This window comes from Streptomyces xanthii, from assembly GCF_014621695.1.
GTDB classification, from domain to species: Bacteria; Actinomycetota; Actinomycetes; order Streptomycetales; family Streptomycetaceae; genus Streptomyces; species Streptomyces xanthii.
The window spans coordinates 2,302,909-2,324,378 of the sequence record NZ_CP061281.1 but is presented as its reverse complement, the minus strand read 5'-3'; the positions used below and the strand labels follow the sequence as shown (position 1 = coordinate 2,324,378).

The 21,470-nt window shown below is 70.5% G+C and carries 24 protein-coding genes; 16 read left to right on the top strand and 8 right to left on the bottom strand.

Annotated features, from left to right (window positions below; translation table 11 throughout):
* Positions 1-32: 32 nt before the first annotated feature.
* The 9 genes from IAG42_RS10475 to IAG42_RS10435 all read left to right on the top strand — a co-directional run bounded on the left by IAG42_RS10475 (position 33) and on the right by IAG42_RS10435 (position 10,277).
* Complete coding sequence (locus tag IAG42_RS10475; RefSeq protein WP_188336749.1) at positions 33-827, top strand: enhanced serine sensitivity protein SseB; 795 nt, start codon at positions 33-35, stop codon at positions 825-827.
* Between the two features lie 127 nt (positions 828-954).
* Complete coding sequence (locus tag IAG42_RS10470) at positions 955-1,758, top strand: enhanced serine sensitivity protein SseB C-terminal domain-containing protein (RefSeq protein ID WP_188336748.1); 804 nt, start codon at positions 955-957, stop codon at positions 1,756-1,758.
* 344 nt (positions 1,759-2,102) lie between these two features.
* The gene (locus tag IAG42_RS10465) at positions 2,103-3,110 is read left to right on the top strand and encodes an ABC transporter permease (RefSeq protein ID WP_188336747.1); all 1,008 of its coding nucleotides are present in this window, start codon (positions 2,103-2,105) and stop codon (positions 3,108-3,110) included.
* 70 nt (positions 3,111-3,180) lie between these two features.
* Positions 3,181-4,977, top strand: coding sequence for an ABC transporter substrate-binding protein (locus IAG42_RS10460; RefSeq protein ID WP_188336746.1), 1,797 nt, complete (start codon positions 3,181-3,183; stop codon positions 4,975-4,977).
* A 110-nt stretch (positions 4,978-5,087) separates the two neighbouring features.
* Positions 5,088-6,086, top strand: coding sequence for an ABC transporter permease (locus IAG42_RS10455; protein ID WP_188336745.1), 999 nt, complete (start codon positions 5,088-5,090; stop codon positions 6,084-6,086).
* Positions 6,083-7,183: an ABC transporter ATP-binding protein gene (locus tag IAG42_RS10450; protein WP_188336744.1), complete on the top strand. Its 1,101-nt coding sequence runs from the start codon at positions 6,083-6,085 to the stop codon at positions 7,181-7,183. Before IAG42_RS10455 ends, IAG42_RS10450 begins: the two co-directional genes overlap by 4 nt.
* Before the next feature lie 23 nt (positions 7,184-7,206).
* Positions 7,207-8,541 (top strand): ABC transporter ATP-binding protein, encoded by a 1,335-nt coding sequence (locus IAG42_RS10445; protein ID WP_223205932.1) that lies wholly within the window; start codon positions 7,207-7,209, stop codon positions 8,539-8,541.
* Positions 8,542-8,646: 105 nt separating this feature from the next.
* Positions 8,647-9,318: a trimeric intracellular cation channel family protein gene (locus IAG42_RS10440; RefSeq protein ID WP_188336742.1), complete on the top strand. Its 672-nt coding sequence runs from the start codon at positions 8,647-8,649 to the stop codon at positions 9,316-9,318.
* An 83-nt stretch (positions 9,319-9,401) separates the two neighbouring features.
* Positions 9,402-10,277 (top strand): thioesterase family protein, encoded by an 876-nt coding sequence (locus tag IAG42_RS10435; RefSeq protein WP_188336741.1) that lies wholly within the window; start codon positions 9,402-9,404, stop codon positions 10,275-10,277.
* Between the two features lie 46 nt (positions 10,278-10,323).
* Here IAG42_RS10435 and IAG42_RS10430 read toward each other — a convergent pair whose 3' ends face one another.
* Positions 10,324-10,911 (bottom strand): TIGR03086 family metal-binding protein, encoded by a 588-nt coding sequence (locus tag IAG42_RS10430; RefSeq protein ID WP_188336740.1) that lies wholly within the window; start codon positions 10,909-10,911, stop codon positions 10,324-10,326.
* A 100-nt stretch (positions 10,912-11,011) separates the two neighbouring features.
* On the opposite strand from IAG42_RS10430, the gene IAG42_RS10425 reads away from it, so the two are divergent.
* Positions 11,012-11,989 carry a helix-turn-helix transcriptional regulator gene (locus IAG42_RS10425; RefSeq protein ID WP_188336739.1) on the top strand — a complete coding sequence of 326 codons (978 nt, stop codon included), beginning with the start codon at positions 11,012-11,014 and terminating at the stop codon, positions 11,987-11,989.
* A 6-nt stretch (positions 11,990-11,995) separates the two neighbouring features.
* Here the strand turns inward: IAG42_RS10425 and IAG42_RS10420 are convergent, their stop codons facing one another.
* Complete coding sequence (locus tag IAG42_RS10420) at positions 11,996-12,619, bottom strand: TetR family transcriptional regulator (protein WP_188336738.1); 624 nt, start codon at positions 12,617-12,619, stop codon at positions 11,996-11,998.
* A 100-nt stretch (positions 12,620-12,719) separates the two neighbouring features.
* Here IAG42_RS10420 and IAG42_RS10415 point away from each other — a divergent pair, with 100 nt between their 5' ends.
* The 3 genes from IAG42_RS10415 to IAG42_RS10405 all read left to right on the top strand — a co-directional run bounded on the left by IAG42_RS10415 (position 12,720) and on the right by IAG42_RS10405 (position 14,563).
* Positions 12,720-12,881 carry a hypothetical protein gene (locus tag IAG42_RS10415; RefSeq protein ID WP_188336737.1) on the top strand — a complete coding sequence of 54 codons (162 nt, stop codon included), beginning with the start codon at positions 12,720-12,722 and terminating at the stop codon, positions 12,879-12,881.
* A 205-nt stretch (positions 12,882-13,086) separates the two neighbouring features.
* Positions 13,087-13,305 (top strand): DUF4190 domain-containing protein, encoded by a 219-nt coding sequence (locus IAG42_RS38560; RefSeq protein ID WP_188341298.1) that lies wholly within the window; start codon positions 13,087-13,089, stop codon positions 13,303-13,305.
* An 88-nt stretch (positions 13,306-13,393) separates the two neighbouring features.
* On the top strand, positions 13,394-14,563 hold the full coding sequence (locus IAG42_RS10405; protein ID WP_188336736.1) for a cysteine desulfurase family protein: 1,170 nt from the start codon (positions 13,394-13,396) through the stop codon (positions 14,561-14,563).
* 247 nt (positions 14,564-14,810) lie between these two features.
* Here IAG42_RS10405 and IAG42_RS10400 read toward each other — a convergent pair whose 3' ends face one another.
* Positions 14,811-15,500 carry an N-acetylmuramoyl-L-alanine amidase gene (locus IAG42_RS10400; RefSeq protein ID WP_188336735.1) on the bottom strand — a complete coding sequence of 230 codons (690 nt, stop codon included), beginning with the start codon at positions 15,498-15,500 and terminating at the stop codon, positions 14,811-14,813.
* An 88-nt stretch (positions 15,501-15,588) separates the two neighbouring features.
* On the opposite strand from IAG42_RS10400, the gene mnmA reads away from it, so the two are divergent.
* Positions 15,589-16,734, top strand: coding sequence for a tRNA 2-thiouridine(34) synthase MnmA (mnmA, locus tag IAG42_RS10395; protein WP_188336734.1), 1,146 nt, complete (start codon positions 15,589-15,591; stop codon positions 16,732-16,734).
* Between the two features lie 18 nt (positions 16,735-16,752).
* Here mnmA and IAG42_RS10390 read toward each other — a convergent pair whose 3' ends face one another.
* The 5 genes from IAG42_RS10390 to IAG42_RS10370 form a co-directional block, all read right to left on the bottom strand.
* Positions 16,753-16,968, bottom strand: a complete 216-nt coding sequence (locus tag IAG42_RS10390; RefSeq protein ID WP_188336733.1) for a hypothetical protein — start codon at positions 16,966-16,968, stop codon at positions 16,753-16,755.
* A gap of 31 nt (positions 16,969-16,999) precedes the next feature.
* Entirely contained in the window at positions 17,000-18,124 is a 1,125-nt protein-coding gene (locus tag IAG42_RS10385; RefSeq protein ID WP_188336732.1) for a hypothetical protein, read from the bottom strand.
* The gene (locus IAG42_RS10380) at positions 18,121-19,086 is read right to left on the bottom strand and encodes a hypothetical protein (RefSeq protein WP_188336731.1); all 966 of its coding nucleotides are present in this window, start codon (positions 19,084-19,086) and stop codon (positions 18,121-18,123) included. Before IAG42_RS10380 ends, IAG42_RS10385 begins: the two co-directional genes overlap by 4 nt.
* Positions 19,087-19,126: 40 nt before the next feature.
* Positions 19,127-19,465, bottom strand: coding sequence for a hypothetical protein (locus IAG42_RS10375; protein WP_188336730.1), 339 nt, complete (start codon positions 19,463-19,465; stop codon positions 19,127-19,129).
* A gap of 302 nt (positions 19,466-19,767) precedes the next feature.
* Entirely contained in the window at positions 19,768-20,118 is a 351-nt protein-coding gene (locus tag IAG42_RS10370; protein WP_188336729.1) for a DUF427 domain-containing protein, read from the bottom strand.
* Between the two features lie 90 nt (positions 20,119-20,208).
* On the opposite strand from IAG42_RS10370, the gene IAG42_RS10365 reads away from it, so the two are divergent.
* Entirely contained in the window at positions 20,209-20,754 is a 546-nt protein-coding gene (locus IAG42_RS10365; RefSeq protein WP_188336728.1) for an LOG family protein, read from the top strand.
* A gap of 7 nt (positions 20,755-20,761) precedes the next feature.
* Positions 20,762-21,460, top strand: coding sequence for an SDR family oxidoreductase (locus tag IAG42_RS10360; protein ID WP_188336727.1), 699 nt, complete (start codon positions 20,762-20,764; stop codon positions 21,458-21,460).
* The last annotated feature ends 10 nt before the right edge of the window (positions 21,461-21,470 follow it).

Genomic DNA, 21,470 nt, shown 5'->3' with positions numbered 1-21,470 from the left:
GCACGACATGTAGGCAGAGGTAAGGCGCAGCGATGGAGCACCCCGAGATCCCGGACCAGCAGGAACCCGGCCGAGAGCACCCCGCAGGGACCGGCTGGCCGGCGAACGAGCTGGAGGAGGCGCTCGCCGCGGCGGTGGGTCAGCCCGGCGAGGTCACGGGGCCGCGCATCGTCGAGGTGCTGGGCCGCAGCCACATATGGATCCCGCTCCCCAAGGGCGGCACCACGGCGAGCCGCGACCTCGACCTGCCCACCCTGGAGATCCAGGGTCAGGCCTTCGTCCCGGTCTTCACCTCCGAGCAGCAGTTCATGCAGGTCACGGGCGGCCGGATGGACTGCACCGTGGCCCCGGCCGCCGACTTCGCCCGCGGCCTGCCGCCCCAGGCGGGCATCGTCCTGAATCCGGACGGCGCGGTCGGCCTGCCGCTGCCCCCGCCCGCCGTGGCGGAGCTGGCCCGCAGCGGCCGCACCCCGCTGGACGGCCCGTCGACCGGCGGCCGCGTCGTGCTGTCCGAGCCGGACTGGCAGGACGACCCCGTGGACTTCCTGACCGCGGTCCGGGAGGAGTTCGAGGCGGCCGGCACCGTGCTCAGCGCCCGTCGCTGCCTGGCCACGGTCGAGGACGCCGCCCCGTCCCTGTTCGTCGGCGTCGAACTGAGCCAGTGGGAGGGCAGCGCCCGGGACGTCCCGCTGGACGCGCTGGGCCGCGCGCTGGGCCGCGCCCCGCTGGCCTGGCCGGTCAATCTGGTCTTCCTCGACGTGACCCAGGACCCGGTCGCCGACTGGATGCGGACGCACGTACGCCCGTTCTATGTGCGGGAAGGATGACGCCGTCCGTCAAGTCGGTGTCAGGAACGCCGCTTAAGCTGGTTTCATGACCTGACCGGACGGCGCGCCGCCCTCCGGTCGAAGCGGTAGAAGCGGAACACGGACGTTCACGAAGGGGCGGTTACGGGTGAGTGCGTCGGGCACGGCCGCGGCCGGACAGGTCGAGCACATGCTGCGCCAGGTGACCCCGGGGCGCTTCGACGCGTACGAGGCGCTCCTGCAGGCGCTCGCCGACCCGGCGTCCGGCCAGGTCTGGATGCTGCTCTGGCACGGCCAGGCCGGTTCCCCCGACGCCCAGTACGGGAACATGGAGGTCGACGGCTTCTCGTACGCCCCCTGCGTCACCTCCGCCCAGGAGCTCTCCGCCTCCGGCTGGTCGCGGGCCTACGAGGTGGTCGGCGGCGTCGACGCGGCCCGCACCCTGTACCCCGACCACTACGGCCTGTGGCTGAACCCGCACGCGCCCGGCGGCGGCGTCGGCATCCCCTGGCTCGACCTGCGGCGCATCGCGGGCGGCCTGGACCGGCAACCCGCGGGCCCGCTGCGTCTGTCCGACCCGTCGATCGAGCTCCCGCAGTTCTACGCGGTCCTCGCGCAGAACGCGCACCGCACGACCGCGATCCGCTCCCTGCGCCGCGCCTGGGTCCAGCCCGCGCTCGGCGCCCCGTACCTCGCCATCGGTCTCGACGTCTACGACACGTCCCCGGCCTCGGTGGACGCGGTGCGCGGGATGATGCAGCAGTCGATCACGGCGGTGCCCGAGGGCCTGCCGGTCTCCACCGTCGCGATGTCCGACGAGTACGACCCGGTCGCGCTGTGGCTGCGGGCGAACGCGCGGCCGTTCTACGACCGCGAGGCCCACGCCGCGCCCGCGGCTCCCGCCGGCGGTGGCGGCTACGGCTACCCGCCGCCGTACGGCGCCTCCTACTGATCGATCACCCCGCGGCCACCCCCCGATCACCCCTGATCCCCTCCGATCACCCCTCCCGATCGCACAGAGCGGCGATTTCGTGATCTGGGTGCATTGTCCGCTCTGGCGTCACTTCCGCCCCAACTGCCCCGCGTCCGGACCCCGTTCACTGCTGTTCGGATAACGGAACCCCCTAGGCAGCATCACGGTTAGGCATCCTTTCGCCGACAGGTCTGGCAACAGATCACGCACAGGTTGAACACTCCCTCTCCTAGGGGCTTCGCCTCTTTGTACGACGGACTGATCACGCCGCTACAGCGGCAAGTGCGGGCCGGCTACCGCCGGTTGAGAGGGGTCCTTGCCTGATGACGGCACCACTGCATGAGCCGACCGCCGAGGCGGCCCCCAGCGCGGCCGAAGAGGCGGCGGCAGCGAGTACCGGTACCAAGAAGGTCCAGGGACGTTCGCTGGGCCGGATCGCCTGGGAGCGCCTCAAGCGGGACAAGCTGGCCCTCACCGGCGGTGTCGTCGTGCTGGTCCTCATCCTGGTCGCCTTGTTCGCGCCGCTGATCGCGCACCTCGTGGGCCAGGACCCGGACGCGTATCACGAGGACCTGATCGACCCGCTGTTCGGCACCCCCCGGGGTTCGCTCGGCGGCATGAGCGGGGAGCACCTGCTGGGCGTCGAGCCGGTCAACGGCCGCGACATCTTCGCCCGCATCATCTTCGGTGCCCGTGTCTCGCTCCTGGTCGGCTTCCTGTCCGCCCTGGTCGCGGTCGTCCTCGGCACGGTCCTCGGCATCCTGGCCGGCTTCTTCGGCGGCTGGGTCGACTCGCTGATCAGCCGGATCATGGACGGCCTGCTGGCCTTCCCGCAGCTGCTCTTCACGATCGCCCTGGTCGCGGTGATGCCCAACCACCTGCTGGGGCTGACCGGTTCGAGCGTCCGGGTCTTCGTGATGATCCTCGTCATCGGCTTCTTCGGATGGCCGTACATCGGACGTGTGGTCCGTGGTCAGACCCTTTCGATGAGGGAGCGTGAGTACGTCGAGGCCGCCCGCTCGCTGGGCGCCGGACGGCTCTACATCCTCTTCAAGGAACTGATGCCCAACCTGGTCGCGCCGATCATCGTCTACACCACGATGATGATCCCGACGAACATCCTGACCGAGGCGGCGCTGAGCTTCCTGGGTGTCGGCGTCAAGCCGCCCACCTCCTCGTGGGGGCAGATGCTCTCGAGCGCGGTCGAGTACTACGAGTCGGACCCGATGTACATGATCGTCCCCGGTGTGGCGATCTTCATCACGGTCCTGGCCTTCAACCTCTTCGGCGACGGCGTGCGGGACGCGCTGGACCCGAAGGCGTCCCGCTGAACTGCCGTACCTCAAACGTCCCGTGGCTCGTACACGGGTCTCTCTCATCAACTCCGGAGGATGCTCGATCGTGACTACCCAACGCACCTCAGGGCGGCGCAAGCAGGCTGTAGCCGCTGCCGCCGCGGTCGCGGCGCTGCTGACCACGGCGGCGTGCGGCGGCGGCTCCGACAACGGCAACGGCGGCTCGAAGAACGGCGCTGCCGGCTACGACGCGGCCAACAACAAGGTCGCCCAGGCCTCCGCCGCCAAGAAGGGCGGCACGCTGAAGTTCGGCAGCGCCCAGGACGCCGACTCGTGGGACACCACGCGCGGCTACTACGGCTTCATGTGGAACTTCTCGCGCTACTACAGCCGTCAGCTCGTCACCAACAAGACCGAGCCGGGCAAGGCGGGCGCCGAGGTCACCCCCGACCTCGCCACCGGTCTCGCCAAGGTCTCCGACGACGGCAAGACCTACGAGTACACCCTGCGTGACGGCCTGACCTGGGAGGACGGCAAGCCGATCACGTCCCAGGACATCAAGTACGGCATCGAGCGCGTCTGGGCGCAGGACGTCCTGTCCGGCGGCCCGGTCTACCTGAAGGACGTGCTCGACCCCAAGGGCGAGTACAAGGGTCCGTACAAGGACAAGGCCAAGGACAAGCTCGGCCTCAAGGCGATCGAGACGCCGGACGAGAAGACCATCATCTTCAAGCTGCCGGAGGCCAACTCCGACTTCGAGGAGATGCTCGCGCTGACCTCGGCGTCCCCGGTCCGCCAGGACAAGGACACCAAGGCCAAGTACGGTCTGCACCCGTTCTCCTCGGGCCCGTACAAGTTCGAGTCGTACAGCCCGGGCAAGAACCTGACCCTGGTGCGCAACGACAAGTGGAAGCAGTCCTCGGACCCGATCCGCAAGGCGTACCCGAACAAGATCACGATCCAGTTCTTCTCGGACGCCAACCAGCTCGACCAGCGTCTGCTCAACGGTGACCTGGACCTGGACGCGAACCAGACCGGCATGTCGCCGCAGGGCCGCACCACCGCCCTGAAGCAGCACAAGGGCAACCTGGACAACCCGGTCTCCGGCTACGTCCGCTACGCGGCCTTCCCGCAGAGCGTCAAGCCGTTCGACAACATCCACTGCCGCAAGGCCGTGATCATCGGTGCCGACCACGAGTCGCTGCAGACCGCCCGTGGCGGCCCGCTCGCGGGTGGCGACATCGGCACCAACATGCTCCCGCCGTCCGTCGCCGGTGCCGAGGGTCAGAAGTACGACCCGTACAACGCGGCCGGTGCGGACAAGAAGGGCAACGTCGCCAAGGCCAAGGAAGAGCTCAAGGCCTGTGGCAAGCCGAACGGCTTCTCCACCACGATCGCGGTGCGCAACAACAAGCCCGTCGAGGTGGCCACCGCCCAGTCCCTGCAGGCGTCGCTGAAGAAGATCGGCATCAAGACCGAGATCGACCAGTACGACGGCTCGCAGAGCAGCAGCGTCATCGGTTCGCCTTCGAACGTGAAGAAGAAGAACTACGGCATCATCATCATGGGCTGGGGTCCGGACTTCCCGACCGTCCAGGGCTACGGCATGCCGCTGTGGGACAGCAAGTACATCCTGTCGAGCGGTAACAACAACTACGCGCTCATCAAGGACAAGTCGATCGACGGCCTCTTCGACAAGTACGTCAAGACGCTCGACGACGCCGAGAAGGCCAAGATCTCCACGGAGATCAACCACAAGGTGATGGAGGGCGGCTACTACCTGCCCTTCGTCTTCGAGAAGTTCATCAACTTCCGTTCTTCTCGCCTGGCGAACGTCTACACGTCCGACGGCTACAGCGGCATGTACGACTTCGTCAACCTCGGTCTGAAGTCCGGCAACTGATACCGGCACACCCGCCGAACGGCACGAAAGGCAGGTGAAGGCCGGCGCGGCGGTATCGCGGGCCACTGGACACAATCCGGTGGCCCGCGGTCCGCGGCGGGCCGAGAGCTGTGCTCGCTTATCTCCTCAGGCGGTTGTTCGCCGCCGCAGTGATGCTCGTGGTCATCGTCATGGTGGTCTTCTGCATCTTCTTCCTCGTCCCCAAGTGGGCGGGCGCTGACATCGCACTGAACTTCGTGGGCAAGCAGGCCGACCCGGCCGCCATCGAGGGAGTGCGGGAGAAGCTTCGGCTCGGCGACCCGATCTACTTGCAGGTCTGGGAGTTCTTCAAGGGCATATTCGTCGGCCGCACCTACTCCGGCGGCGGTGACGTCACCCAGTGCGCCGCCCCTTGCTTCGGCTACTCCTTCCGTACCGAGCAGGCCGTCTGGCCGGTCCTCACCGACCGCTTCCCGGTCACCCTGGGCCTGGCGCTCGGCGCGGCCGTCCTGTGGCTGATCTTCGGTCTGGCGGCGGGTGTCCTGTCGGCGCTCAAGCGCGGCAGCCTCTGGGACCGCGGCGCGATGGTCATCGCCCTCGCCGGCGTCTCCCTCCCGATCTACTTCACCGGTCTGCTCAGCCTCGCGATCTTCGCGTTCGGGCTGGACTGGATCGACGCCCAGTACGTCCCCTTCACCGACAGCGTCGGCGGCTACCTGGGCGGCATGATCCTGCCCTGGATCACGCTCGCCTTCCTGTACGCGGCGATGTACGCCCGGATCACCCGCGCCACCATGCTGGAGATCCTCGGCGAGGACTACATCCGCACCGCCCGCGCGAAGGGTCTCAAGGAGCAGGTCGTCATCGGCAAGCACGCCATGCGCTCCACGATGACGCCCATCCTCACGATGCTCGGCATGGACCTCGGCGCCCTGATCGGCGGCGCGATCCTCACGGAGTCGACGTTCAACCTGCCCGGCCTCGGCCGAGCCGTCCTCGACGCCATCCGCACGCAGGACCTGCCCATCATCCTGGGCGTCACCCTCATCACCTCCCTGGCGGTACTCCTCGCCAACCTCGTGGTGGACATCCTGTACGCCGTGATCGACCCCCGAGTGAGGCTCGCATGACCGGAATCAGCAAGAGCGGCGCCGCCGTGAGCGAGCCGGTGAACACCGGCTCGCCGGCGCCCACCTCGTTCCTGGAAGTGCGCGACCTCAAGGTGCACTTCCCGACCGACGACGGCATCGTCAAGTCGGTGGACGGGCTCTCCTTCCAGCTGGAGAAGGGCCGCACCCTCGGCATCGTCGGCGAGTCCGGCTCCGGCAAGTCGGTCACCTCGCTCGGCATCATGGGCCTGCACACCGCCGGCCAGTACGGCAAGCGCAAGGCGCAGATATCCGGCGAGATCTGGCTGGACGGCACCGAGCTGCTGTCCGCCGACCCCGACCACGTGCGCAAGCTGCGCGGCCGGGACATGGCGATGATCTTCCAGGACCCGCTCTCCGCGCTGCACCCGTACTACACGATCGGGCAGCAGATCGTGGAGGCGTACCGGATCCACCACGACGTCGACAAGAAGACGGCCAAGCGGCGCGCGGTCGAGATGCTCGACCGCGTGGGCATCCCGCAGCCGGACAAGCGGGTCGACAACTACCCGCACGAGTTCTCCGGCGGTATGCGCCAGCGCGCGATGATCGCGATGTCGCTGGTCAACAACCCCGAGCTGCTCATCGCGGACGAGCCCACCACGGCGCTCGACGTGACGGTCCAGGCGCAGATCCTGGACCTGATCCGCGACCTGCAGAAGGAGTTCGGCTCCGCGGTCATCGTCATCACCCACGACCTGGGCGTCGTCGCCGAACTCGCCGACGACATCCTCGTCATGTACGGCGGCCGCTGCGTCGAGCGCGGCCCCGCGCTCAAGGTGTTCGAGGAGCCCCGGCACCCCTACACCTGGGGTCTGCTCGGCTCGATGCCGCGGCTCGACCGCGACCAGCAGGAGCGGCTGATCCCGGTCAAGGGCTCCCCGCCGTCGCTGATCAACGTCCCGTCCGGCTGCGCCTTCAACCCGCGCTGCCCGTACGCCGACATCCCGAAGGACGACGTCACCCGTACGGTCCGTCCGGAGCTGACCGAGGTCGGCTCCCAGCACTGGGCCGCCTGCCACATGAGCCAGGAGCAGCGGGAGCGTATCTGGACCGAAGAGATTGCGCCGAAGCTGTGACCGAGAACTCCAAGGACGCGGCAGTGAGCATTCCTGCGCAGAGCGATGGCGGCACCAAGACGGCCACGCAGTCCAAGAAGGGCACCAAGAAGGACGTCGCCCCCGGCGAGGTCCTGCTCAAGGTGACCGGGCTGCAGAAGCACTTCCCGATCCGCAAGGGGCTGCTGCAGCGCCAGGTGGGCGCCGTGCACGCCGTCGACGGCATCGACTTCGAGGTCCGCTCCGGCGAGACGCTCGGCGTCGTGGGCGAGTCCGGCTGCGGCAAGTCGACGATGGGCCGGCTGATCACGCGGCTGCTCGAACCGACCGGCGGCAAGGTCGAGTTCGAGGGCCACGACATCACGCACCTCGGCGTCGGCGGCATGCGCCCGCTCCGCCGTGACGTGCAGATGGTCTTCCAGGACCCGTACTCGTCGCTGAACCCGCGCCACACGATCGGCACGATCGTCGGCGCCCCCTTCAAGCTGCAGGGCGTCAAGCCCGAGGGCGGCATCAAGAAGGAGGTCCAGCGGCTCCTGGAGGTCGTCGGCCTCAACCCCGAGCACTACAACCGCTACCCGCACGAGTTCTCCGGCGGTCAGCGCCAGCGCATCGGCATCGCCCGCGCGCTGGCCCTGAACCCGAAGCTCGTCGTCGCGGACGAGCCCGTCTCCGCCCTGGACGTCTCCATCCAGGCCCAGGTCGTCAACCTCCTCGACGACCTGCAGGAGGAGCTCGGCCTCACGTACGTGATCATCGCGCACGACCTCTCGGTCATCCGGCACGTCTCGGACCGGATCGCGGTGATGTACCTCGGCAAGATCGTCGAGCTCGCCGACCGCGACGACCTGTACAAGACGCCGATGCACCCGTACACCAAGGCGCTGCTGTCCGCCGTGCCGGTGCCCGACCCGAAGCGGCGCGGTGCCAAGAGCGAGCGGATCCTGCTGCGCGGCGACGTGCCCTCGCCGATCTCGCCGCCCTCCGGCTGCCGTTTCCACACGCGCTGCTGGAAGGCGACGGAGATCTGCGCGGTCAAGGAGCCGCCGCTGCTCCAGCTCGCCACCGGGCACCAGGTGGCCTGCCACCACCCGGAGAACGCCGAGGACCAGGCGCCCGAGGACACCAAGCTGCTCTCGGTCGCCAAGGAGGCGATCGACGTGGTGACGGTCCCGGCCCCGGCGGACCCGGAGCCGGAGGCGCCTTCGGTTCCGGAGGCGGCCGAGGAGCCGGCCGAGGAGCCGGCCGGCGAGGCTTCCGCCGAGGCGGAGCCCGAGGCTGCCGAGCCCGAGGCTGCGGAGAAGGCTGCCGAGCCCGAGGCCAAGTCGGAGGCTGCGGAGAAGGCTGCCGAGGCCGACTCGGACGCCGAGAAGAAGTAGCCAGAACCGGTCCGGGCCGGGGCGGACGCCGTACGCGGCGACCGCCCCGGCCCGTCCCGTGGGTACCGGAGGCGATCATTCCGGCGTGACAGGTAAGAATGTCGCGTGATCCAGGAACTGTTCACCCCGTCCGTCCAGCATTGGCTCGACCTCGTCGGCATCTTCGTCTTCGCCATCTCGGGCGCCCTGATGGCCGTCCGCAAGAACTGGGACGTCTTCGGCATCGCCGTACTCGCCGAGGTCACCGCGCTGGGCGGCGGACTGTTCCGCGACCTGATCATCGGGGCCGTGCCCCCGGCCGCGTTCACCGACCTGGGCTACTTCATCACCCCGCTGATCGCCGCCGCGCTGGTCTTCTTCCTGCACCCCGAGGTGGAGCGCACCCAGACCGCCGTGAACGTCTTCGACGCGGCGGGCCTCGGCCTGTTCTGCGTCACCGGCACGACGAAGGCGTACGACTACGGCCTCGGCCTCACCTCGTCCGCCGCCCTGGGCGTGGCCACCGCCGTCGGCGGCGGTGTGCTGCGCGACATCATCGCCAACGAGGTGCCGTCGCTGGTCCGCTGGGACCGCGACCTGTACGCCGTGCCCGCCATGGTCGGCACGATCATCGTCGTCCTCTGCATCCGCTACGACGCCCTGACCAGCGTCACGAGCGGCGTCGCGGTCGTCACCGCATTCGTGCTGCGGCTGCTCGCCATGCGCTACCACTGGCGCGCGCCCCGCGCCTGGAACCGCAGGTCGTCGACGACCGAGGTGACCGACGAGGTCGTCTGACGGGGTCGTCCGACGAGGCGGTGTAACGAAGGCTTCACGTATGAAAGCTACCGCTTAGTAAGTTCCTGTTGTACGTTGCCGGTATGGCAGACGCAGTATCCACGCAGGAGCGCACGGTCCCGGCGCGCATCGGTGACAGCGAGTTCGACCGCGACACCGCGGTCACCCGGCGCGAGCCCGGTGTCTACGACATCGACCTCTCCGCCGGCTGGACGATCATCAACGCCGTGAACGGCGGCTATCTCCTCGCGGTGCTCGGCCGCGCCCTCGCGGACGCGCTGCCGCACGCCGACCCCTTCACGGTCTCGGCGCACTACCTGACCGCGTCGACGCCCGGCCCCGCGGTGATCCGCACCGAGACGGTCCGCACCGGCCGGACGCTCTCCACCGGTACGGCCTCCCTCTTCCAGTACGCCGAGGACGGCACCGAGGTCGAGCGCATCCGCGTGCTCGCCTCCTACGGCGACCTCGACGCCCTCCCCGACGACGTGCGCACCACCGCCACCCCGCCCGCCCTCCCGCCGATCGACCAGTGCTTCGGCGCGGGGGACGCCCCCGAGGGCGCCCCGCCGGTGCCGGGCAGTTCCGCGATCACCGGACGGCTCGACCTCAAGCTCGACCCGTCCACCCTCGGCTGGGCGCTCGGCGCGCCCTCCGGCAAGGGCGAGATGCGGGCCTGGTTCGGGCTCGCCGACGGCCGCGACGCGGACCCGCTGTCACTGCTCCTCGCCGTGGACGCGCTGCCGCCGACCGCCTTCGAGATGGGCCTCAAGGGCTGGGTGCCGACCGTCGAGCTGACGGTGCACGTGCGCACCCGCCCGGCGCCCGGCCCGCTGCGCGTCTCCATCACCACCCGCAACCTCGCGGGCGGCTTCCTCGAGGAGGACGCGGAGGTCTGGGACTCGGCCGACCGCCTGGTGGCCCAGTCCCGCCAACTCGCCCGCGTCCGCCTCGGCTAGGACCAGCCGGGCCTGGGCCTCTCGTTCGGACCAGGCCCGCCGCGTCCTAGCCCCGGTTCCGTACGTCCACCGGCTCGCGGCCCAGCCAGGCCGCGAGCTCACCGTACGGTCCCGAGCCCTCCGGCACCGGCGTGACGTCGGCGAACGGGGCCTGGGGACCCCGGGGGCCCTCCGGCAGGACCTGCCGGGCGGTGCCGAGCGCGATCGCGGCGAGCTCCGGGTCGAGCGTGCCGGGCCGGCCCAGCGCGTCCCACAGGTCCCAGGAGTGCGCCACCGTCTCCATGACGTACCCGGCGACCGCCGCCCGGCCCGGCACCCTGCCCCACGGCACCGTGACCTCGTCGTCGAGCCGGGCGTCGTCCTGCCAGGCCTTGAGCGCGGACTGCCGCGCGTCCTCGTAGCCGGCCGCGAAGGCCTGGTCCCCGAGCTCGTCGGCGAACGGCTCGACGGCCAGCGCGTCCCCGCCCTCGCCGAGCACGGCGAACCGCCGGGTCGCACCGATGAGATGGGACACGAGCCGACGGACGTCGAACTCCGTACAGGGCGTGGGGTCTTCGTACTGTCCGGGCCTCACCTCGGCGACGAGGCGGGCGGCCTGGACGGTGGCGCGTTCGAAAGCGGGACGGGGGTCCATGGTGATCTCTCCTCGGCAGGAACGGCAGTACCCGGAGAATGGCCGCCTTACCTGACAGGTTCCGTCAGCATTTCCGGCCGATCTGCGGGACGCTGAGGACGTGAAGTCCGACCGCCTGCTCTCGATCCTCCTGCTGCTCCAGACCCGCGGCCGGGTCCCCGCCCCCGAACTCGCCGAGCGTCTTGAGGTGTCGGTCCGCACCATCTACCGCGACGTCGAGGCCCTCTCCGCGGCCGGTGTGCCCGTGTTCGCGGAGCGCGGCCGGCACGGCGGCATCGCGCTTCTGCCCGGCTACCGCACCGATGTCACCGGGCTGACCGCCGACGAGTCCCGCGCCCTGTTCATCCTCGCCGCGCAGGGCGCCCACAGCGCGCTCGGGCTCGACGCGGCGTTCGGCTCGGCACTGCGCAAGGTGATGGCGGCCCTGCCCGAACCGCACCGGCCCGCAGCCGAGTTGACCAGCCGCCGCATCCTCGTGGAGTCCTCGCGCTGGATGGGCCCGCCGCACCGCGAGGTCGACGTCAGCGCGCTCCAGGACGCCGTGTTCACCGAGCGCCGCCTGCGGATCCGCTACCGGCACAGCGGCACCGAGACCCTCCGCACCTACACCGTCGACCCGTACGGCCTCGTCTCCAAGGCGGGCGTCTGGTACCTGATCGCCGACCGCCGGGGCGTGCCCCGCCTCTTCCGCGCCGACCGCATGCGCGAGGCACGGGTCACGGACGCGCCGGTGCGCCGTCGCAAAGGGGTCGAACTCGCCGACGTATGGGCGGTGTTGAAGAAGCGCGTCGAGCAGCGTCCCGGCGGCCTGGAGGTCGTCGCCCGCGTCCACCGCAGTCGCTACGACCTCTTCCTGCGCATGTGCGCGAACTCCCTGCTCGACCACCCCGACCCCGACACCGACGCCGAGTGGATCACGGTCCGGCTCGCCTACGGGGTCCTGGGCGCCGCCCGCACCCTGCTCCCGTTCGGCACCGCCGTGGAGGTCCTCGAACCGCCGGAGGTGCGGGCCGAACTGGCGCGGTGCGCGGCGGAGGTCACGCAGATGTACCAGGCCGGCGAGGGTGAGCCGGCCTGACCGGGCTCAGGCCCCGTCGAGCCAGTGGCGGCCGCCGAGGGTGATCAGCCGCAGCTGACGCTCGGCCAGATCCGTGACGCGGGGGAGGTCCTCGGGGGGCGTGGTGAGCAGTTCGGCGGCCGTCTGCATCATGTGGTCGACGTAGAGCCGCGCCAGCATCGACAGGTCCTCCTCGTTCCAGCCGGCCGACTCGGGCTCCAGGGCCAGCGCGTCGCGCACCTCGTCGACGAACTGCGCGAGCTGCGCGCCGATCGCCTCGCGCACGGGCTGCACCCCGCCGAACCGCTCGCGCGCGAGGAAGCGGACGTGCGCCGGGTGCGCGGCGACGTGCCGGACGATCAACTCGACGGTGCGCGCGATCCGTTCGTCGCTGTCCCAGGTCGCCGTCAGCTGGTCGCGGATCATCGCGTGCAGGCTGCCGAGCGCCTCCTCGACCAGGGCGACGCCGAGATCGGCCGTGCTGTCGAAGTGCCGGTAGAACGCGGTCGGGGCCACGCCCACCGCGCGCGTGACCTCGCGCAGGCCCAGGCTGCTCAGGCTCTGGTCCGCCAGCAGCTCGAGCGCCGCGTCGAGCAGCGCCTGCCGTGTCTTCTGCTTCTGGGCCTGCCGGATGCCGAGGGTGTGACTCATGTCATCCAGTTAACAACTGTTCTCCGTAATTGGGAACCCGGTGGGAGAGTTAGACTCAAGAGTCAGTGAACAGTTGTAACCCAAACCTGAGAGGTTCTCCATGCTGTTCCTCGTAGCGGCCCTCCTGCTCCTGGGCTTCGCCCTCGGCACCGTGGCCCACGCCCCGCTCTCCTTCACCCTGGTCGCCGCCGCCGTGATCTCCGTCTGGCTGATCGTCTTCGCGGTCCGCGAGCGCCACACCCGCCGCCGTCACCAGGTCTGACACCCGTCCATCCATACAGGGGGTACCGAAAATGCAGCTCACCGCAGAGCAGAAGTCCGAGACCGAGATCGAGACCGGGGCCGAGACCGGTGCGGTCGCCGAGTCCGGTGAGGTCACTGAGACCACTGAGGTCACCGAGGCCGCTGAGACCGTCGAGGCCACTGAGAGCGCGGAGGCGGCCGAGCGCCGCCGGGACGCCGACGGCATGGCCGTCGCGTCCTTCGTCCTGGGCCTCGTCGGCCTGCTCGTCCTCAACATCTTCCTCGGCCCGATCGCCATCGTCCTCGCCGGACTCGCCCTGATCCGCGGCACCGCACGGCGCGGCCGCGCCCTCCTCGGCCTCACGCTGGGTATCGCCGACCTCGTCGTCCTCGCTTCCTTCATCGCCGCCGACGGAACCCTGTCCTGGAGCATCGCGGGCTGACCCCGCGCCCCCGGACGGGGCCCCGCGTGGGACGGGACCCCACGCGGCTCCCGAGGTCCGGCCGCGGACTCGTAGAATCGTGGCCACCATGGCTTACCTCGACCACGCCGCGACCACTCCGATGCTTCCGGAGGCGGTCGAGGTGATGACCGCCCAGCTCGCCGTCACCGGCAACGCCTCGTCCCTGCACGCCGCGGGACGCCGCGCCCGGCGCACCGTCGAGGAGTCCCGCGAGTCCCTCGCCGCCTCCCTCGGCGCCCGCCCCAGCGAGGTCGTCTTCACCTCCGGCGGAACCGAGGCCGACAACCTCGCCGTCAAGGGCCTGTACTGGGCGCGCCGCGCCGCCGACCCGGCCCGCACCCGCGTCCTCGCCAGCCCCGTCGAGCACCACGCCGTCCTCGACGCCGTGCACTGGCTCGCCGAGCACGAGGGCGCCACGGTCGAGTACCTCCCCGTCGACTCCCACGGCCGCGTCCACGCCGCCGCGCTGCGCGAGGTCGTCGAGCGCAATCCGGACGACGTCGCCCTCGCCACCGTCATGTGGGCCAACAACGAGATCGGCACCGTCCAGCCCGTCCACGAACTCGCCGACGTCGCCCGCGAGTTCGCCGTGCCGCTGCACGCCGACGCCGTCCAGGCCTTCGGCCAGCTCCCCGTCGACTTCGCCGCCTCCGGGCTCGCGGCCATGACCGTCTCCGGACACAAGGTCGGCGGCCCCTACGGCATCGGCGCGCTGCTCCTCGGCCGCGAGTACGCCCCCGTCCCCGTACTCCACGGCGGCGGCCAGGAGCGGCACGTGCGCTCCGGCACCCTCGACGTGCCGGCCATCGCCGCGTTCGCCACCGCCGGGCGGATCGCCGCCGAACAGCGCGACTGGTTCGCCCGCGAGATCGGCGGCCTGCGCGACGCCCTCGTCGACGCCGTCCGCGCGGCCGTCCCCGAGGCGATCCTCGGCGGCGACCCGGCGCCCGGCGGCCGACTGCCCGCCAACGCGCACTTCACCTTCCCCGGCTGCGAGGGCGACTCGCTGCTGCTGCTCCTGGACGCGCAGGGCATCGAGTGCTCGACCGGCTCCGCCTGCACCGCCGGCGTCGCCCAGCCCAGCCACGTCCTCCTGGCCACCGGCACCGACCCCGACCTCGCCCGCGGCACCCTCCGCTTCTCCCTCGGCCACACGTCGACGGCGGCGGACGTCGAAGCGGTCGCGAAGGCGATCGGTCCCGCGGTGGAACGCGCCCGCACGGCGGGCCTCACCTGACCCGCTCCGCGGGGCGACGGGCGGGACTCGGTCGAGCCGGGAGGCCACGCCGGACGGCCAAATCGGACCGGTGCTGAACCCCGGTCCCGCCGGCCCCGGTCCCGCCGGTCCCCAGTCCTCCCGGACACCCGCCCGGTGTGCGTCGGGCCGGACCCGGCCCGACCCGGCCCGCCGGAAGGTGCCGCGCCCCGGCAGGCCTGGTGGGCCGGATCCGCAACCGTGCTGCCCGGCTGCCCAGCCGCCCGGCTCAGGCCTTCGCCGCGCCCGCCCGCTCGTGGGCGGCCCACACCAGCCGCATGTACCGCTTCCAGTCCCAGTGCGGCCCCGGATCCGTGTGGTCCGTGCCCGGCACCTCGACGTGCCCGACGATGTGCTCCCGGTCCACGGGTATCCCGTACCGTCTGCAGATCCCCGCGGTCAGCCGCGCCGAGGCCTCGTACATCGCGTCCGTGAAATCCTGCGGGCGGTCCACGAAGCCCTCGTGCTCGATGCCGACACTGCGCTGGTTGTAGTCCCTGTTCCCCGCGTGGAACGCGACGTCCAGCTCGCGGATCATCTGCGCGATGTGCCCGTCCTTGCGCACCACGTAGTGCGCGGCCGCGCCGTGCCACGGATCCTTGAACACCCTCAGCGTGCCCTGGTAGCTGCCCTGCGTGACATGGATGACGACCCGGTCGATCGTGTAGTCGGCCGGGCGGTCCGCCCGCCGCCAGTTCGCCGCGGCCGCCGCCACCCACTCCGCGCCCTTGAAGTCCACCTCGCCGGGCTTGCGCGGCTTGTCGATCCCCGGGACCTGCCACCACATCCGCGCCAGATCACCCCGCGCGAGCAGCCCCACGCCCACGGCCGTCGCCGCGCCTCCGACGATCAGCGCACGCCGGCTGACGACCCGGTCCCCGTCCCGGCCCTTCGCCTTGCCCGAACCCCGCTCACCCACGCGACACCGCCCCCGTTCTTCCCCCTACGAGATCCAGAACGGATCTCCGGGGCATTCGGTTCCCACGGGCCCGTACCCTGTTAGGGCTATGACTTCGCAGACGCCGCAGCCCCCCGTCCCCGAGAAGGACCGCCCCCTCCGCGTGCTCGCCGCCATGTCCGGCGGCGTGGACTCCGCCGTGGCCGCGGCCCGCGCCGCCGAGGCGGGCCACGACGTGACGGGCGTCCACCTCGCCCTCTCCGCGAACCCGCAGTCCTTCCGCACCGGCGCCCGAGGCTGTTGCACCATCGAGGACTCCCGCGACGCGCGCCGCGCCGCCGACGTCATCGGCATCCCCTTCTACGTGTGGGACCTCGCCGAGCGCTTCCGCGAGGACGTCGTCGAGGACTTCATCGCCGAGTACGAGGCCGGCCGCACGCCGAACCCGTGCCTGCGCTGCAACGAGAAGATCAAGTTCGCCGCGCTCCTCGACAAGGCGCTCGCTCTCGGCTTCGACGCGGTGTGCACCGGGCACTACGCCAAGGTCCTCGTCGGCGCCGACGGCACGCGCGAGCTGCACCGCGCCTCCGACATGGCCAAGGACCAGTCCTACGTGCTCGGCGTCCTCGACGACCGCCAGCTCGCCCACGCGATGTTCCCGCTCGGCGACACGGTCACCACCAAGGAGGAGATCCGCGCGGAGGCGGAGCGGCGCGGCCTCGCGGTCGCCAAGAAGCCCGACTCCCACGACATCTGCTTCATTGCCGACGGCGACACCCAGGGCTTCCTGGCCTCCCGGCTCGGCAAGGCCGAGGGCGACATCGTCGACGAGGCCGGCACCAAGCTCGGCACCCACGAGGGCGCCTTCGGCTACACCATCGGCCAGCGCAAGGGCCTGCGCATCGGCACCCCGGCCGCCGACGGCAAGCCGCGCTACGTCCTGGACATCTCCCCGGTGACCAACACGGTGACGGTCGGCCCAGCCGCCTCCCTCGACGTCACGTCCCTCACGGCCGTCCGCCCCCGCTGGTGCGGAGCGGCCCCGGCCGGCCCCGGCACGTACACGGCCCAACTCCGCGCCCACGGCGGCGAGACCGAGGTCACGGCGGAACTCCTCGCCGACGAACTCCACGTCCGCTTCACCACCCCGGTCCGCGGCGTCGCCCCCGGCCAGGCGATCGTCCTGTACGACGACACACGCGTCGTGGGCTCGGCGACGATCGCGACGACGGAGCGGGTGGCGGCGAAGGCGTGATCTCCGCCGCGCCTTCGCCTACCGGCGTTCCTGGCCGCACCTCAGGCTGTGGACGCCGTACAGGGCACACCCGACGCTGACAACGGTCAGGGCGACAAACGGCAAGGAGACCTTGCCGAGCCTGATCATGGACGTGACGGTCAGCATCATCACGAGCGACGTCCAGGCTTGGGTCAGGACAGCCCAGCGATGCTTCCGTTCCACGTTGGTTTCGGCACGGTTCAGCAGCTTCATGCGGTGCTCCGATTCTTGGATCGTTTCCGGGTCACACGAGTTTGTTGTCGTAACTGCCGCCGATTACCGGGAATCGCTTGAGCTCATTGCAGAGAGTCACGGTGGCGATTCCTGCTACTCCGAGCGCGGCGGTCAGCGCGAGCAGCAGGGACTCGTACCGATCGACCAGTTCCCCGTACGTCTTGACCATCGCGGCCACCCGTTCGGCAGCGATGGCGGCACCGACGAACGAGCCGAGAATCCCGACGCCGGATACCGCAACAGCGGCGGAGGCCGCGGCAGCGATGGCCGCTTCCACCGCCTCATCGCAAAGCCTGGCGACGGCGCCCTTCACGAAGTCGGCGAACGAGAAGACGATTTCTGCGACTCCGACGTAATCGTCACGTAGGGAATGAAAGGCGTCTCGGGCCGTATCGAACTTGGCCGCCGTCCGGTCGAAGTACATCCACGCCGCGTCTGCGGCATTTCCCCTCCACGAGAGCCCCAGCACTTCGTTCCCGTGCCGCAGATTCTCCGCCGCGTCGGCGCACATGTTGCCCAGGCAGTTCCAGGCGTCAGCGCAGTCGGAGTACTCCTGCCAGTCGCCGACGAGCCAATTGGCGACGGTGCCGAGGACGTCGAAGTCGAAGGCGTACTTCAGGCCCTCGTTCGCCAACGCGGAGATGCTTCCCAGGTCGAGCAGTGAGCCGACGCCCTTGTTGACCGGGGCGAAGGCGAGCTCGCGGGCGTGTCCGGAGACCCAGCTGTCGCCTCCGCCGCCGGAGACGAGCCGACCGGAGGCATCGCGTACGTCTCCGAAATCGGCCCCACCGTGCGGCCGGGGCCGTACGACCGGCCTGGTGGCCCCCGCGCCGGGATACGTGGCGTCGAGCGCGCGGGCCCGCCCCAGGTCCACGGTCCGGTACCACGACGCCGATTTGCGCAGCTCTTTCTCGGATCCGCGCAGGATCACCCCGAACCGGCTCAGCACATCCGTGGCCTGCCGCACTTTCTCCGCGTGGTCACCGATCACTAGATTCCAGGCTTCCCCGGAAACGGAGAATCCGATGCTCGTGCTCTTGTCCAGATAGGTCAGCCCGTTTCCGCAGTCCTCCCCGGCGCGCCGGACGAGACGCGCATAGGAATGGAGATCGTCGGCTTCGACGGCGAGTGTCATGTGGTGGCTCCCTGAAGGGGCTTGTGGGCATGGGCAGCGGTGGGGAATCTCTTCAGGTCGTCCGCCATGAACTGCGTCAGGCATCCGCCCGTACCCACGGCCGTGGCCACCTCGACCAGGACGTTCTCGTAGTGATTCACGAGTTCGCGGTACTCGGCGACCGCCGATTCCGTCGGGCGGGCGCAGATCCGGGCGACGGCGTTGCGCGCGAGGGCGGCGAAGGAGAACACCGTTTCCGCGATGCCCGCGTAGTGCTCCCGCAGGGAGTGGAACGTGTCGCCGGCGGCCTCCAGAGCCGTGGCGAGGCGCTCGAAGTGCCGCCACGCGGCATCGGCCGCATGGCCGCGCCAGGTCAGGCCGAGCACGTCGTTCCCGTGCCGGATGTTCTTGGCGGACGCGTCGCAGAAGTCGCCCAGCCGGTCCCATGCGTCGGCGCAGGCCAGATAGCCGCGCCAGTCGCCGGTCAGCCAGTGCGCGACCGTGCCGGGCACGTCCACGTCGTAGGGCGTGCGCACGGCCCGTTCGGCGGGCGGCAGCTTGGCGTCCTGGAGGTGCGGAGGGAACGATGAGGGCTTCAGGTGTGCCGTGGCGTCGCAGACGTCCTGAAAGGACGTGCTCCCGCTGGGGCGTTGGCGGGGGAGCGGGCCCCGGCGCGTCCCCGGATACGCGGCGTCGAACTCCTGGGCCTCCCTCGGGGTGACGGACCGGTACCACCGGGCCGTCTCGTCGAGCTCGCGGCGCGAGGCGTCCAGGAGTGCGCCGAAGCGGGTCAGGGTCTCTCTGGCCGCACGCAGGTGGCGCAGGTGGTCGTCGTGGGCCAGGCCCCAAGTCGTCGCTGCGACAGCGCAGTCGATGACGGTGTGGCCGGCCAGGAAGCGAAGCGCGGTCCTGAAGCCCTGGGCCGCGCGATGGACCAGGGTCGTGAATCCGGTCAGGTCGGTGGGATCGACGGCGAGCGTCATGTGGGGGGTCTCCGGGTCCGGAACGGGTGGGTGGAGGTGATCAGCGGGCGTAGCGGGACGCGCGTTCTTCGCGCATGCGATCCCGCTCGCGCTCTGTCTCCAACTCGCCCTCCCGGGCCAGAACATGACGCTCGGAGTCGGACATGGCGGCCCACCGGCGCCGGAACTCCCCGGCACGGTCGATGGTGGCCTCGGCGTACGCGGGGACGAGGCAGGCCTCGCGCAGGCTCACGCGGCCGGTGAGCACCTCGCGCGCCATCTCCTCCAGGACGGGTCCACCGTCGCCGCGCCGGAAGGTTTCGAGGGCTTTCCGTAAGAGGCGCTGCCGGACCGGATCATCGGTGAGATCCATGGACGCGGCTGGGTCGAACTGGGGCACACGGCCTCCTTGTTGCGATGGGTGCATCAGGGAGCGCCGGAGCGTAACGGACCGTACGAGATCATTAACGGTCCGGGGTCGCGTGAGGGTGATCTTGCCGGGAGAGCGGGCCGGCTCGCCGGTGCGTGGGGCGGGCGGCCGGGCAAAACGTTGTCCCGGAAGGGGCGGTGGGGGAGTGGTCGCCGGAGGGAGGGGCGAGGGGTGGGGTGCGCGCCGCGCTCAGGGACCGGCGGTGGACTTCACCGCTGCGGTGACCGGAGCGCGGCGCGTTGACGGTGCCGGGTTGACGCGGAGCGGTCTGGTCAGGCGAGTTCGGTCGCGTAGAAGCACAAGTGGTCCTTGATGGCGGCCACTTCGGGCTTCGGGTCCGGGTACGACCAGACCAGGTCGGCGGCGCCGGGGAGCGACCAGTAGGAGGCCGTTCCCTTGAAGGGGCAGTACGTCGTCGTGTCGGAGGGCGTCAGGAGGTCCGTGCGGACGTCCTCACGGGGGAGGTAGTAGCGGACGGGACAGCCGGTCTCGCGCAGCACCATAGGGCGGCTGCTCTCGGCGAGCACCTGCCCCTCGTGGACGACGCGAACGTGCTCGGAGCCCTGCCGCACCGTGATGGTGTGCCCGGTGCGCTCGTTGTGCCCTGGGGTTTCTGACGTCATACAGGGTGCAGCGTCGGGCGCCCCGGGCTTTCTTCCCGTCCACGCACGCGTCCCCCCACGCGTCCGCGCGCGAGCCGTACGGTAGGTGGCATGAACATCTGTGTCTTCCTCTCCGCCGCCGACCTCGACGCCCGCTACACCCGCCCCGCCCGAGAGTTCGCCGAGCTGCTCGGCAAGGGCGGCCACACCCTGGTGTGGGGCGGTTCCGAGAGCGGGCTCATGAAGGTCGTCGCCGACGGGGTCGCGGAGGCCGGAGGACGGCTCCTGGGGGTGTCCGTCGACTTCCTCGCCGCCAAGGCGCGCGCCGTCACCGCGCCCGACGAGATGGTCGTCGCCAAGGACCTCGCCGAGCGCAAGGCGCTCCTCCTGGAGAAGGCCGACGCCGTCGTCATCATGGTGGGCGGTACGGGAACGCTCGACGAGGCCACGGAGATTCTCGAGCTGAAGAAGCACGGGAAGACCGACAAGCCGGTGGTGCTGCTCAACTCCGAGGGCTTCTACGACGGCCTGAAGGAGCAGTTCCGCCGCATGGAGGACGAGGGCTTCCTGCCGGTCCCGCTCACCGACCTGGTCTTCTTCGCCGAGGAGCCCGTCGGCGCGCTCGCCTACCTGGAGGAGTCCCGCGGCATCGAGTAGTGCGAGCATGGCGGGCATGGCAACTCATGTGATCACCGGCGCCGGTTCCGGCATCGGCGCCGCCGTCGCCCGCCGCCTGCACGCGCGCGGGGACGAGCTCTACCTCCACGCGCGCGACGCGGGCCGCGCCAAGGAACTCGCCGCCGAGTTCCCCGGCGCCCGGACCCTGGTGGGCGACCTCGCCGACCCCGACAAGCTGTCCTGGGCGTTCTCCCACCAGTCGCTGCCCGACCGCATCGACTCGCTGCTGCACATCGCCGGCGTCGTCGACCTCGGCAAGGTCGGCGAGCTCACCCCCAAGGCCTGGCGCCACCAGCTCAACGTGAACCTGATCGCGCCGGCCGAGCTGACCCGCCACTTCCTGCCCCAACTCCGCCTCGCCCAGGGCCACGTGCTCTTCGTGAACTCCGGCGCGGGCCTGAACGCCCACGCCGAATGGTCCGCGTACGCCGCCTCCAAGCACGGCCTGAAGGCCCTCGCCGACTCCCTGCGCCACGAGGAGCACCCCAACGGGGTCCGCGTCACCTCCGTCTACCCGGGCCGCACCGCCAGCCCCATGCAGGCGAAGGTGCACCAGCAGGAGGGCAAGGAGTACGACGCCTCCCGCTGGATCGACCCCGAGTCCGTCGCGACGACGATCGTCATGGCCCTCGACCTGCCCCGCGACGCGGAGGTCAACGACCTGACGGTGCGCCCGGGCCGCTGACCGCCCCGCG